The organism is Arthrobacter sp. TJ-270, from assembly GCF_058269075.1.
Window position 1 is genome coordinate 157,944 of sequence record NZ_JBZCNB010000007.1, and the last position, 13,010, is coordinate 170,953.

A 13,010-nucleotide genomic window follows, 5' to 3' on the forward strand; every position below is an offset into this window, starting at 1 on the left:
GAATCAGTGCAGCTGATCCACGACGAGCGCTGCGAGCTCAACCACGGCGTCCCGCGTCCGGGGCTGCAGCTTGGAGAGTTCCACGCGGGAGCCTTCGGCGAGGTGTCGGTCATACGGAATGCGCACCACGGTGCTGACACGGGACCTGAAGTGTTCCTCGATCTCCTCGACGTTCACTTCGGTGCGGTTCCCGGACGACATATTGACCACGACGATCGCTTTCTCCACCAGCTCATGCTGGCCATGCGCTTCGAGCCATGAAAGCGTCTCGGAGGCCAGGCGCGCCTCGTCAACGCTCCCACCGGAGACGAGCACGACGGCGTCGGCTTTCTCCAGGGTGCCCTTCATCACGGAGTGGACCATGCCGGTGCCGGAGTCAGTAAGGACGATGGAGTAGTACCGGCCGAGGATGTCGGTGACCGCGCGGTAGTCGGCGTCGTCGAAGGCCTGGGCAACCGTCGGATCAGTATCGGAAGCGAGGACGTGCAGGCGAGACCCCTCACGGGCGACATAGCTCGACAGTTGGGCGAAGGAATCCACCATGAACCGGTTTTGCACCAGCTGGCGTGCGGTGAACTCCGCTTTGCCGGGCGAACGGTCCGAGAGCGTTCCCCGGTCGGGATTCGCATCCATGGCGATGATCCGGTCCTCGCGGATCTCGGCCAACGCCATCCCGAGGAGGGTTGTCACAGTGGTCTTGCCGACCCCGCCCTTGCGGGAGAGTACCGGAACGTACCGGGTCCGCTCCCCCAACCGGACGCTCACCCGGTGCTCGAGGGCACGACGGATCCGCACTGCGTCGGAGTCGCCCAGGTTCAGGTACCCGAAGGTCGCTTTGTACAGCCAGAAACGCCATCCACCGACAGGAGCGCGGCGCTGTGAAGTCAATAGCCGGTCCGCGGTCAGCGACGACGCCGGCTCAGGGCCTTCGCCCTTGTCCCGGCGGGCGCTCCGATCAGTAACAGCCGGAGTAACCGCCTGGGGTGCCGGTGGCACCTCGTTGGCGGGCCCGCCCGAGGGCATCCACCCGGTCCCCTCCTCATCGTCGGAAATCCTGATGTCGCTGTCGGCGAGGGTGAGATCGGCAGGATCAGTGGGGTGCTGTCCCTCGAACTGCCCTTCCGTGGCGGAAGTGATTCCGATGTGCGGCAAGCGGTCCGGTACCGGAGCCTGAGGGACAGCGGGACCGGGTGTACCAGCGCTACCCGGCTCCGCGTCGTCGTCCTCGGAGCTCAATGTGTACTCCTCAGCGGCTTCCTCGGCCGCTTCCGTGTCGGCTTGTGTCTCCACTTCACCGCCGGCCGTCCCGGTTTCAGGGTGGCCCTGGTCATTCACGGTCTCGCCGGGTTCCTGCGGAGCAGTGCCCTGCTCCGTGGACTGTCCTACCGGCACTTTCTCGTTGGCCATGATTCCTCACGCTCGGGTAATGCCCGCAGCAGGTGCTGCAGGTGGATTCTGCATCACCTTAGCGCAGGCTCCGCCCTGAGGACGCAGTCAGGTTCAGGCGGGGTCGATCACCAGGAGAAGGTCTCCGCCCTGTACCTGTTCGACGGCGCCGATCGCGAGCCGCTTGACCGTGCCGCCGACGGTGGTGGTGATACCGGCTTCCATCTTCATTGCTTCGATGGTTGCCACTGTGTCACCGGCCTGAACGGTGTCCCCTTCAGCCACGCCGAGGCTGACAGCCCCGGCGAACGGGGCGGCCACATGGCCGGGCTGGGTGGAATCAGCCTTCTCTGCGGCCTTGACGTCGGTGTGAATGCTGCGGTCACGCACGACGACGGGACGCATCTGCCCGTTCAGCGTGCACATCACGGTGCGCATGCCCTTCTCGTCGGCGTCGGAGACGGCTTCGAGCGTGGCGATGAGACGGACGCCCTTTTCAAGCTGGATGACGTGCTCGCCACCCTGTTGCAGGCCGTACAGGTAGTCTCGGGTGTCCAGCACCGACACGTCACCGAAGGTGTTGCGGGTGGCCTGGAAGTCCTTGGTAGGCCCGGCGAACAGGAGCCGGTTCAGCGTTGCGCGGCGGGTTGCGGGGTCCCCATCCAGCGCCTGCTGGTCCTCGGCGCTCAGATCGGCGTCGCGGACCTTGACGGTGCGGCCCTCCAGTGCTTTGGTCCGGAACGGTTCCGGCCAGCCTCCGGGCGGGTCCCCGAGTTCACCGCTGAGGAAGCCGATGACGGAGTCGGGAATGTCGTACTTCTGCGGGTTCTCCTCGAACGAGGCAGGATCCACGTTGGACCCGACAAGCTGGAGGGCGAGGTCGCCGACGACCTTCGAGGACGGCGTTACCTTCACGAGCCGGCCGAGCATCCGGTCAGCAGCCGTGTACATGTCCTCGATGGCCTCGAACCGCTCACCCAAGCCGAGGGCGATGGCCTGCTGCCGGAGGTTGGAGAGCTGGCCGCCGGGGATTTCGTGCCGGTAGACGCGGCCCGTGGGGCCCGGCAGGCCGGACTCGAACGGTGCGTAGACTCGGCGCACGGCTTCCCAATACGGCTCGAGGGAGCTGACATCCTCCAACGACATGCCGGTGTCGCGCTCGGTGTGAGCTAGAGCAGCGACCAATGCCGAGGCGGAGGGCTGGCTGGTGGTACCGGCGAGCGAGGCGCTGGCGACGTCGACGGCGTCGACCCCTGCGTTCGAGGCCGCCAGCAGTGTCGCCAGCTGGCCGCCGGCCGTGTCGTGGGTATGCAGGTGGACCGGGAGGTCGAACCGCTCGCGCAGGGCCGTAACAAGCTTCGCTGCCGCAGCCGGGCGCAGCAGGCCCGCCATGTCCTTGATCGCAAGGATATGCGCTCCGGCGTCAACGATGCGCTGTGCCAGGTCAAGGTAGTAATCCAGGGTGTAAAGCTTTTCCTCGGGGTCCAGCATGTCCGAGGTGTAGCACAGCACCACTTCAGCCACGGCGGTTCCCGTGTCACGGACAGCGCGGATGGCCGGCTCCATCTGCGAAACATCATTGAGGGCATCGAAGATGCGGAAGATGTCAATCCCCGTGGCGGCTGCTTCCTCCACGAATGCCTTGGTGACTGCCTCGGGGTACGGTGTGTAGCCCACGGTGTTGCGGCCGCGGAGCAGCATCTGCAGACAGATATTCGGGATCTCCCGGCGCAGCGCAGCCAGACGCTCCCAAGGGTCCTCGCCCAGGAAGCGGAGTGCGACGTCGTACGTTGCCCCGCCCCAGGCTTCCACTGACAGCAGTTCCGGGGTCTTGACTGAGACCGCCCGGCCCGCCGCGACGAGGTCACGGGTGCGAACACGGGTGGCCAGCAGGGACTGGTGCGCGTCGCGGAAGGTGGTGTCGGTGACCGCCAGCGCGGTCTGGGCGCGCAGCTCGGCCGCGAAGCCCTCCGGACCGAGCTCCTGAAGCCGCTGACGCGATCCCGGCTGCAGCTCCGTCCCAGTGACCTTGGGCAGCTTCTCCGCCGGATCAAGCTCAACCGTGAGTTCACCATTGGGCTTGTTGACCGTGACGTCAGCGAGCCAGTTCAAAAGCTTGGTTCCACGGTCAGCCGGGACCCTTGCGGTCAGGAGCTCCGGCCGCTCGTCAATGAACGACGTTGCCACGTCCCCCGCAATGAACGCCGGATCATCGAGGACCGACTGCAGGAAAGAGATGTTGGTGGAGACGCCACGCACACGGAACTCCGCCAGCGCACGGCGCGCACGCCGCACAGCGGACTCATAATCCCGGCCACGGCAGGTGAGCTTGACCAGCATGGAGTCGAAGTGGGGGCTGATCTCGGCGCCCGCATACACGGTGCCGCCGTCGAGTCGAACACCCGCGCCGCCGGCGGACCGGTACGCGGTGATCTTGCCAACGTCGGGACGGAACCCATTGGCGGGGTCCTCGGTTGTGATCCTCGACTGCAGGGCAGCACCCCTGAGCCGCACGGAGTCCTGCGACAGGCCAAGGTCCGCCAGCGTCTCCCCCGCCGCGATGCGCAGCTGGGACTGGACCAGGTCCACGTCGGTGACCTCTTCCGTCACGGTGTGCTCGACCTGGATACGCGGGTTCATCTCGATGAACACATGCTGGCCTGCGCGCTCACCGACGGTGTCGACGAGAAATTCGACTGTGCCGGCATTGACGTAGTTCAGGGCCTTCGCGAACGCGACGGCGTCACGGTACAGGGCCTGCCGGATGTCCTCGTCCAGGTTCGGTGCCGGCGCGATCTCGATGACCTTCTGGTGGCGGCGCTGCAGTGAGCAGTCCCGCTCGAAGAGGTGCATGACATTGCCCTCGGCGTCGGCGAGGATCTGAACCTCGATGTGACGGGGACGCAGCACCGCCTGTTCGAGGAACATGGTCGGATCGCCGAATGCGGAGTCTGCCTCACGCATGGCCGCCTCGAGGGCTTCACGCAGGTTTTTGCGGTTGTCTACCCGGCGCATGCCCCGGCCACCGCCTCCGGCTACGGCCTTGGCGAAGATGGGGAACCCGATCTCATCCGCTGCGGCAACGAGTTCCTCAAGATCCGAGCTCGGCTGGGAGGACTTCAGGACCGGGATGCCCGCCTTTTTCGCCGCTTCCAGTGCGCGGACCTTGTTACCGGCCAGTTCCAGCACCTCAGCCGGCGGGCCCACGAAGGTGATGCCGGCGTCGGCGGCTGCGCGTGCCAGATTCGGGTTCTCGGACAGGAAGCCGTAGCCGGGATAAATGGCATCACACCCCGCTTCCTTGGCTACCCGGACGATCTCATCCACATCAAGGTACGCACGGACCGGGTGGCCTTCCTCCCCAATGAGGTAGGCCTCGTCCGCTTTCTGCCGGTGAATCGAATTGCGGTCCTCATGAGGAAATACCGCGACGGTCTTGGCACCGGTTTCATAACCCGCCCTCATCGCACGAATGGCGATCTCGCCTCGGTTAGCTACCAAAATCTTCGAGAACATTGCTCTCCTGCGTCCTGCGGGTCGATGGAACGACGACTTAGCGTGCCCAGCCTACATTTGGTCTTTCTGGTCACAGAAATTTGTAGTCATATGCCGGTAATTCTTCGACTTGGCGCCCGTCCGCCGAGCCGTGTCCGTGCGGTCTATGGGTCCACCTATGATGAATAGGTGTGCGGGGACGAACGATCCTGCGATCTGTAGCATCTCAAACGTTAGGTATTGGTTCAACAAGTGCAAGTAGTGAGCATCAGCAGCCTCAAAGGTGGGGTCGGCAAGACCTCGGTCACCCTGGGACTGGCATCCGCGGCATTGTCCGCAGGGATTCCCACACTTGTTGTCGACCTTGATCCGCACGCGGACGCCACCACCGGTCTTGGGGTTCAGGCAAACGAGCAGACTGATATCGGCCGCCTGCTGAAAAATGCCCGTCGGGGGGACCTCGCCGCCAACGTTGTGCCGAGCGGTTGGGTCAATAACGCTCTCAAGCGCAGCTCGAACACTGTGACGCCCGTGCTCGACGTGGCGATGGGTTCCGCCTACTCGGGCATCTATGACCGGCCCGACCTCGGCAAGCGGGATCTGCGGCGGCTCTCCATGCTGCTGGGTCGCGTTGAGGGGTACCGTCTTGTGCTGATTGACTGCCCCCCATCCCTGAACGGGCTCACCCGCATTGCCTGGACTGCAAGCAACAGGGTCATGCTCGTTGCCGAACCCGGCCTGTTCTCCGTGGCCGGCACAGAGCGCACCATGCGTGCCATTGAACTTTTCAAGAACGAGTTCGCACCGAATCTCGCGCCTGCCGGAATCGTGGCGAACCGGGTACGCACCGGTTCAAACGAGCACACCTTCCGGCTGAGCGAAATGAAGCAGATGTTCGGTGATCTGTTGCTCAGCCCCACCATCACGGAGCAGGCCAACTGGCAGCAGATCCAGGGTGCAGCGCATGCAGTGCACCACTGGCCCGGTGAATCAGCGAAGCAGGCAGCGGGGTACTTTGACGACCTGCTGCGCGCCCTGCTGGACTCCGGGCGCATGCGCAACCGCGTCGCCCGCCGCTAACGCCGCTGCGCGCCCACCGAACGCAAAAATGCCCCGCACTTGGCGGGGCACAATGATGGTACCGGGGTCAGCTGATCTTGCGGGCTGCCCGTCGCTTGCTCAGTTCGTCGTCGGGAAAGTCCTGATCGGCTGCGTGCTCACTCGGCAACGCTGCAAGACTTCCTTCGACCTCCCGCCATACGCGCCCAACGGCGATACCGAAGACTCCCTGCCCGCCCTGGACAAGGTCGATTACTTCATCAGCGGAGGTGCACTCGTAGACGCTGGCACCATCGCTCATCAGGGTGATCTGCGCGAGATCCTCGACTCCGCGTTCCCGTAGGTGTTCCACCGCGCTGCGGATCTGCTGAAGGGAAACCCCGGTGTCGAGCAGCCGCTTGACGACCTTGAGCACCAGGATGTCCCGGAATCCGTAGAGCCGCTGGGAGCCGGACCCGGAGGCGCCGCGAACTGCGGGTTCGACCAGGCCGGTGCGCGCCCAGTAGTCGAGCTGACGATAGGTGATACCCGCTGCTTTGCAGGCGGTAGGTCCGCGGTAGCCCGCGTCTTCATCAAGCACAGGAAGGTCTTCGGTGAAGAGCAGGCCCTGCGCGCTGGCGGGTATCGATGCACCCGTAGCGGCCGCGTTGGAACCCGTACCGGCGTCGCCTTTCGGACTCACGTGTTGCCTCCTCGTTCTGGTTCCCGGGGGGAAGTGGCACAAGCCGAGGTCCACAGGGGGATTAAATGAATGTCTGCCCTGAGTTTACAGCTAGTGCAATGGGAACTGTATGCTTCGACGTTAGATCCCCGGATACCCTAGGTCAAAGATGCCGCACATAACGATCAGGGCGTGTCGTCAGTGGCTACTTCTCAAAGTCTTCAGGCTCGACGTCGGCCAGGAACTCGCGGAACTGTTTCAACTCACGCTCGGCGTTGGCCTGGCCTTCCGCGGAGGAGGTGTCGCTGTCTTGATCATCCGCCTCTGCGATCTCCACGCCCGTGTCCTCCATGACCTGCGGTGCGCAATAGATCGGACACGGTACGCGGAGAGCGATAGCGATGGCGTCAGATGCCCGGGAGTTGACGGTTGTACCGTCCTCAAACACAACCTCGGCGTGGAACACGGTGTCCTCCACCCGGACAATCCGAACCTCGGTCACTGTGTGGTTGAGGGCCCCGACGATACTCACGAGGAGATCATGGGTCATGGGACGCGGCGGCACAATCCCTTGCTGGACGAACGCTATTGCGCTGGCTTCCGGTGCGCCGATCCAGATGGGAATGTGGCGGGTGCCCGCCGCCTCCTTGAGAAGGACAAGGGGCTGATTGGACGGTAGCTCGATACGAACACCTACTACATCCATCTCGATCATGTCTGCCTCCTAGTTTTCCATCCGTGCAATCTGCCCCTGGACGAGGGCGCTGTGGAGGTTGAGGCAGAGCTCGCTGATCTCGCGTGCGGTTTCTGCCGCCCGGGCCTTGGAGGCGACGTCTCGCCGGGAGGCCACCGGCGCAACCACGCTCTCAACAAGACCGAGTTCACGATCTGCCGCGGCACGGAAGGGGCGCAGGTGACGAGGCTCGATCCCGTGCGCTTCGAGCTGTACGCAAGAGCGGGTGATCTTCAGGGCGTGCTCGTCGAAGCGTCCGTCAACCTCCGCAATGAGGCCGAAAGCAATGAGGTCGCGGATCAGTTCGGGACGGGCGCCGGCTTCGGCCGCGAGTGTCTCCCGGGTGAGCCTGCGGGCGTGGGATCCGAGTTCACGTGCAAGCTGGTCCGAGACCATACGCGGAGCAAGGGTGAGGCCACCGGGCAGGTTCTCCGGCCGCTCTCCCCGATCGATCGCGTCAAGATAATCCTTGATGACTTTCAGCGGCAGGTACTGATCACGCTGGAGGGCCAGAACAAACCGCAAGCGTTCGACGTCGACCGGAGTGTATTTCCGGTAGCCCGCCCTGGTGCGTTGCGGGGTAATGAGCCCTTTTTCTTCAAGGAACCGGATCTTCGAGGCGCTGATCTGCGGGAAGTCCCCGGCCAGTTCGGTGAGGACCTCCCCGATATTCAGGACGTTCCCGCTGACACGCTCCGGGGCTATACCCACGGGTCGCCGGGACGGCTGGGAGGAGGGCATGTAGGTCCCTAGACCTGACCCTGAGACTGCGGCACGCTCCCGGCGGCGTAGAAAGTGAGGCGGAACTTACCGATCTGTACCTCATGACCATTGCGCAGAACAACGCTGTCAACGCGATCATTATTCACGTACGTACCGTTGAGGCTCCGGGAATCGACAACGCGGAAGCCCTCAGGTCCGCGACGGAACTCTGCATGCTTGCGGGACACCGTCACATCATCGAGGAAAATATCTGCGTTCGGGTGGCGCCCGGCGGTAGTGACGTCTTCATCCAGGAGGAAACGCGCGCCGGCGTTTGGGCCTGTGTGGGCGATGAGCAGTGCCGACCCGGCGGGAAGAGCTGCTACCGCGGCTCGTTCCTCATTGGTCAGACGCGGCTCAACGGTTGGCGCGGCCGACTGGGGCGGCAAGCCGATGGTGGTTGTCTCAGGCGAAGGCATATGCGATCCCGAAGCGTCCTGTCCGGCTGCGTTGTTCTCGCCTACCATTTGAAAAATCCTTCCCCAAAACACGTGGCCAACCGGTTTCCCGGCTGGCCACAAACTATTAGCCTCAGCCGGTGACTCTAGCCTACCTGCTGCGAGTATTCCGACGAACTGAGAAGCTCCTCAACCACCGAGCTGTCCTCAACCTTGATTTCCAGCAGCCAGCCATCGCCGTACGGATCTGAGTTGATCAGGGCAGGGTCGCCGTCGAGCGCTTCGTTACGGTTGGTGACCTCACCGCTGACCGGAGCATAAATATCGCTGACGCTCTTGGTGGATTCAACTTCGCCGATCACGTCGGAAGCGCCCACTTTGGAGCCGCCCTCGGGCATCTGGACATAAACAACGTCGCCAAGGGCGTCCTGAGCGAAGTCGGTGATACCGACACGGACAACTCCGTTGTTGTCGGGTGCGGTGACCCATTCGTGTTCGGCAGTGTAGTAAAGGTCTTCGGGAATGTTGCTCATTGTCGGCCTTTCGTGGGCACCGGACGGATTTGATTCTTGGAAAGCGATGAACAAGCGGCGGCCCCTTCTCTCTCGATCGGGGGCCTCACGATCGAGTATATGCACAGTGTCCGTGCGGTGCGTCACCCTTCTCGCCCGGCCGATTACCTGCCCACAGGACCCCTCATACGCGTGGCGTCCATGGCAATTCAAGTACTCATAAGACAGGATCGACCTATGACTGACCTGCCCTTTCCGATTCAGCCCATGCTCGCCAAGGCCGTGGACGCAGTGCCGGACGCAGACAGTGTTCCCGGCGGCCTGATCTATGAGCCCAAGTGGGACGGCTTCAGGGCCGTCGTCCATATTGAAGACGGCAAGTGCGAGATTGGGAGCCGTGGGTCGAAGACGCTGACCCGCTACTTCCCGGAGCTCGTCGAGGCGCTGCTTGAGAACCTTCCGGAACGGTGTGTCATCGACGGGGAGATTGTGGTCCGCCGCGGAGAACCGGGTGCTGAGCGCCTCGATTGGGACGCGCTATCGCAGCGGATCCACCCAGCCGACAGCAGGGTGCGCCTGCTCGCGAAGGAGACACCGGCGTCGTTCATCGCTTTTGACTTACTTGGGATCGACGACCACAACCTCCTCGACGTGCCCCTCGCGGAGCGGCGGAAGGCATTGGAGGGGATCGGTGAATCTTTCTCGGAACCGGTGCATCTCTCGCAGGTGACGGACGACGACGAACTCGCCCGACGCTGGCTGGTTGAATTCGAGGGGGCCGGCCTGGACGGCGTGGTGGCCAAGCCGCTGACCGCAGCGTACGAGCCGAACAAGCGGCGCATGCTCAAGGTAAAGCACCACCGCAGCGCCGACGCCGTGGTACTCGGTTACCGGGTACACAAGAGCGGCCAGGGTGTGGGTTCACTTCTTCTTGGCCTCTACGATGACGCCGGTGAATTGCGGAACGTCGGCGGTGCGTCCGCGTTCTCGGACAAGCGGCGGCTGGAACTGATCGATGAGCTGGAACCTGATGTGATGCGCGACGAGGACGGGGAGATCATTCGCGGCGAAACGGATCGAAGCCGTTTCGCTTCGGCCAAAGACGTATCCTATGTCCGGCTGCACCCCCGGCGGGTGGTCGAAGTGCGTTATGACCAGATGGAGGGTGACCGGTTCCGGCACACTGCGCAGTTTGAGCGGTGGCGGCCGGACAGGGAGGCGCGCTCCTGCACGTTCGAGCAGTTGGAGATTCCTGCGGCCTACGATCTCACCAAGGTGCTGGCTTAAGGTTCATCACCCGTCTTGTGGATAACCTCCGGGCTGGTAACTGACTCTGGTTAGGATGGTTGGCAGTTCACACGGAATCACATCGTCGGGGAAACTATGTCTCAGTCTCGCGTGGCTTGCACCCTAGCTGGTGCAGCCCTCTCTGTTCTTGTTCTTGCCGGGTGCCAGGGCGGCGACCCCGATTCGGCACAGACGCCGTCGGAGTCTCCGTCGGTATCGGACTCCGCCTCTGCGTCGCCTACGCCTACGCCGACGCCGTCCCCCGCTTCCGCGGCCGGACCAGCGGTGAACATCCCCGTCCCGGAGAAGCCCGCGCTGGCGGATGAGAACACCGTAGAGGGGCTGGAGGCGTTCACGGAGTGGTGGGTGCAACTCGTCAACTATGGCATCGCTACGAACGACTTCGAACCCATGTGGTTAGTCACAGACCGGGGTTGTGTCACCTGCAGCAACATTGAGGCGTCAATTCAGGAGGTTTACTCGGGAGGCGGATGGCAAGCCGGAGGCGAAGTCGCCGTAGAGGGATTTGGTTCAGAGTTTCAAGTCAATACTTCCGGCTCGATCAGCGCGTACGTCACCAACACGCAGACAGCCATAACGGTCTACAACGCGGCGGGTGAGGAGATCAACGAGATACCTGCAGTCACGGACCCTGAACCTAGCGGCACGTTTGTTATGTGGACCGATGGCGCTTGGGTGATGCTCTATTTTGGCCTTCTTACGACGGAGTGATTCGTTTGAACCGCACCCCGATCAAGGCAGCAGTTGCAGTCAGTCTCATGTTGTTTCTTCCGACATTCACCACCGCCGTTTGGGCAGCCGAAGGACCAGGTGGATCTCTGGTTGATTCCCGGGCAGAGATCATAAATAAGGAGCCGAGACCCGCAGAAAGCTCTACCGCACAGCCAGATGCGGTTAAGACGCCTCCTAGTGCGGGCACCGTCTCCAATGAGACATCCTCTTTCTCATACACTTACGAACGCGTTTGCCTGCAAGGAGTGGGGAGCTTCCTGAATCCTGCGGACTGCGTTCGTATCAACGCGGCCTGCGACGCTGAGCCAGACGGCGAGATGGTGGAGTGGATCGCTATCGACAGTTCCACCACGCCGCCGACTGAGACACCAACAGGCGATAGGTCCTGCCTCTACCCTGGCTCGCCCGCGCCGGAACCCCCGAACGGCGGCGAAGCAGCGGAGCCCGCGGTTGTCATCACGCTGGAGGACTTCCAAAGTCAGCCGATCGTCGCCGCGACCGTAGTGTCGGAGCCGAACAATTTCGGCCTCCTGGGCGGGCACAACAACTTCTGGGCGGACGTCGCCGAGCAGGAGTTCACCTTCGAAACCCTCGGGGACGAGGTACGCATCCGGGCCTGGCCAGTGGCGTACGACTGGAACTACGGCGACGGCACCACCAGGACCACACAGACCGCAGGAAACGCCGTCCCTGAGGGTGACTGGCTTCTGGTGGAGACTCCTACCAGCCACGTCTACGCTGCGACCGGCGACTACAACGTAGTCCTCACCACGCGCTTTAACGGAGACTACTCCGTCAACAGCGGGCCTTGGATACCTATCGCCGGACAAGCCGCGGTCCAGTCAGAGCCGCACCTCATCAGCATCTGGCGTTCCGACAACCGGCTCGTGGACGGCACCTGCACCGATAACCCGAATGCTTGGGGGTGCAGGTAAACCCTACTTATCCTTTTTCGCCCGGCTCGGCTGAACCCTCGGCGGCTCCCCCGGCATCTTCGGATAGTCGGGCGGGAACGGTAGTTCCCCGAGACCGGAATCCAGATCGCGCTGCCACCAGTCAAGCAACGTATCGATAGTCCCGGGCTTCTCGTGGAAGTTGGCCCAAGGATCGCCCACGGTGCGGAGCCGCTCCGGCACAGTCAGGATCGTGAAGTCCTTCGGCTGGACCTTCTCAAGCTCTTCCCACGTGATCGGACAAGAAACCGGCGCATGAGCCAACGCCCTGGGACTGTAGGCACCCGCAATCGTTCGATCCCGATTCGCCTGGTTGAAGTCAACAAACACCCGCTCCCCGCGTTCCTCCTTCCACCAGGAGGTAGTCACCTTGTCGGGCATGCGGCGCTCAAGCTCCCGCGCAGCAGCAATCACGGCATGCCGCACATCAAGGAACTCGCGCACCGGCTCAATCGGTGCATACACATGGATGCCGCGGTTGCCCGAAGTCTTCAGGAAGGCATTAAGGCCAGCTTCCTCAAGCACCTTCCGCAACTCGATAGCAGCGGGTATGGCGTCGTCGAAATCGGTGCCGGGCTGAGGGTCGAGGTCTATCCGCAGCTGGTCCGGGTTGTCCGAATTATCCGCACGTGATGGCCAGGGGTGGAAAACCACCGTGTTCATCTGGGCCGCCCACACTGCTGCAGCCGGCTCGTCGATCACCAACTGCGGATGGGACCGCGCGCTCGGATACTCGACCTTCACGGAGCGAATGTACTCCGGGGCACCCTTCGGGGGATTCTTGGAGAAGAACTGGTCTCCGTCGATGTTGTCACCAAAGCGCTGCAGTGCAAGAGGCCTGTCACCGTTCGCTGCGATGAAGGCATCGCCCACGTCGATCAGGTACTTCGCCAGATCCAGCTTGGTCAGTCCGAGCGCAGGCCACATGACGCGGCTCGGACTCGATATACGAACTTCCCGGGTGCCGTGCGGCCCATCAACGGATAGAACAGTCGCCTCGGATGCCATGGG

General features: G+C 63.1%; 12 protein-coding genes. 4 read left to right on the forward strand and 8 right to left on the reverse strand.

Annotated elements, in window-relative coordinates; all coding sequences use genetic code 11:
• Window positions 1-3: 3 nt before the first annotated feature.
• On the reverse strand, window positions 4-1,407 hold the full coding sequence (locus AC4D2M_RS13660) for a MinD/ParA family ATP-binding protein (RefSeq protein ID WP_490892437.1): 1,404 nt from the start codon (window positions 1,405-1,407) through the stop codon (window positions 4-6).
• A 93-nt stretch (window positions 1,408-1,500) separates the two neighbouring features.
• Window positions 1,501-4,902, reverse strand: coding sequence for a pyruvate carboxylase (locus AC4D2M_RS13665; RefSeq protein ID WP_490892438.1), 3,402 nt, complete (start codon window positions 4,900-4,902; stop codon window positions 1,501-1,503).
• A 231-nt stretch (window positions 4,903-5,133) separates the two neighbouring features.
• Here AC4D2M_RS13665 and AC4D2M_RS13670 point away from each other — a divergent pair, with 231 nt between their 5' ends.
• A complete protein-coding gene (locus AC4D2M_RS13670) occupies window positions 5,134-5,961 on the forward strand; it encodes a ParA family protein (protein ID WP_490892439.1) in 828 nt (275 codons plus the stop codon).
• A gap of 67 nt (window positions 5,962-6,028) precedes the next feature.
• On the opposite strand, the gene AC4D2M_RS13675 is transcribed toward AC4D2M_RS13670, so the two are convergent.
• From AC4D2M_RS13675 to gcvH, 5 genes are all read right to left on the reverse strand, one after another.
• Window positions 6,029-6,622, reverse strand: coding sequence for a MerR family transcriptional regulator (locus AC4D2M_RS13675; protein WP_400587543.1), 594 nt, complete (start codon window positions 6,620-6,622; stop codon window positions 6,029-6,031).
• A 184-nt stretch (window positions 6,623-6,806) separates the two neighbouring features.
• On the reverse strand, window positions 6,807-7,316 hold the full coding sequence (locus AC4D2M_RS13680) for a bifunctional nuclease family protein (protein ID WP_490892440.1): 510 nt from the start codon (window positions 7,314-7,316) through the stop codon (window positions 6,807-6,809).
• A gap of 9 nt (window positions 7,317-7,325) precedes the next feature.
• The gene (gene ftsR, locus AC4D2M_RS13685; RefSeq protein WP_490892441.1) at window positions 7,326-8,075 is read right to left on the reverse strand and encodes a transcriptional regulator FtsR; all 750 of its coding nucleotides are present in this window, start codon (window positions 8,073-8,075) and stop codon (window positions 7,326-7,328) included.
• 8 nt (window positions 8,076-8,083) lie between these two features.
• Entirely contained in the window at window positions 8,084-8,563 is a 480-nt protein-coding gene (locus tag AC4D2M_RS13690) for an FHA domain-containing protein (RefSeq protein WP_490892442.1), read from the reverse strand.
• Window positions 8,564-8,640: 77 nt separating this feature from the next.
• Window positions 8,641-9,027 (reverse strand): glycine cleavage system protein GcvH, encoded by a 387-nt coding sequence (gcvH, locus tag AC4D2M_RS13695; protein ID WP_490892443.1) that lies wholly within the window; start codon window positions 9,025-9,027, stop codon window positions 8,641-8,643.
• 216 nt (window positions 9,028-9,243) lie between these two features.
• On the opposite strand from gcvH, the gene AC4D2M_RS13700 reads away from it, so the two are divergent.
• The 3 genes from AC4D2M_RS13700 to AC4D2M_RS13710 all read left to right on the forward strand — a co-directional run bounded on the left by AC4D2M_RS13700 (window position 9,244) and on the right by AC4D2M_RS13710 (window position 11,981).
• Window positions 9,244-10,293 carry an ATP-dependent DNA ligase gene (locus tag AC4D2M_RS13700; RefSeq protein WP_490892444.1) on the forward strand — a complete coding sequence of 350 codons (1,050 nt, stop codon included), beginning with the start codon at window positions 9,244-9,246 and terminating at the stop codon, window positions 10,291-10,293.
• A gap of 96 nt (window positions 10,294-10,389) precedes the next feature.
• A complete protein-coding gene (locus AC4D2M_RS13705) occupies window positions 10,390-11,025 on the forward strand; it encodes a DUF6318 family protein (RefSeq protein ID WP_490892445.1) in 636 nt (211 codons plus the stop codon).
• Between the two features lie 266 nt (window positions 11,026-11,291).
• The gene (locus AC4D2M_RS13710) at window positions 11,292-11,981 is read left to right on the forward strand and encodes a PKD domain-containing protein (protein ID WP_490892446.1); all 690 of its coding nucleotides are present in this window, start codon (window positions 11,292-11,294) and stop codon (window positions 11,979-11,981) included.
• A 3-nt stretch (window positions 11,982-11,984) separates the two neighbouring features.
• Here AC4D2M_RS13710 and ligD read toward each other — a convergent pair whose 3' ends face one another.
• Entirely contained in the window at window positions 11,985-13,007 is a 1,023-nt protein-coding gene (gene ligD, locus AC4D2M_RS13715; RefSeq protein ID WP_490892447.1) for a non-homologous end-joining DNA ligase, read from the reverse strand.
• Window positions 13,008-13,010: the final 3 nt, after the last annotated feature.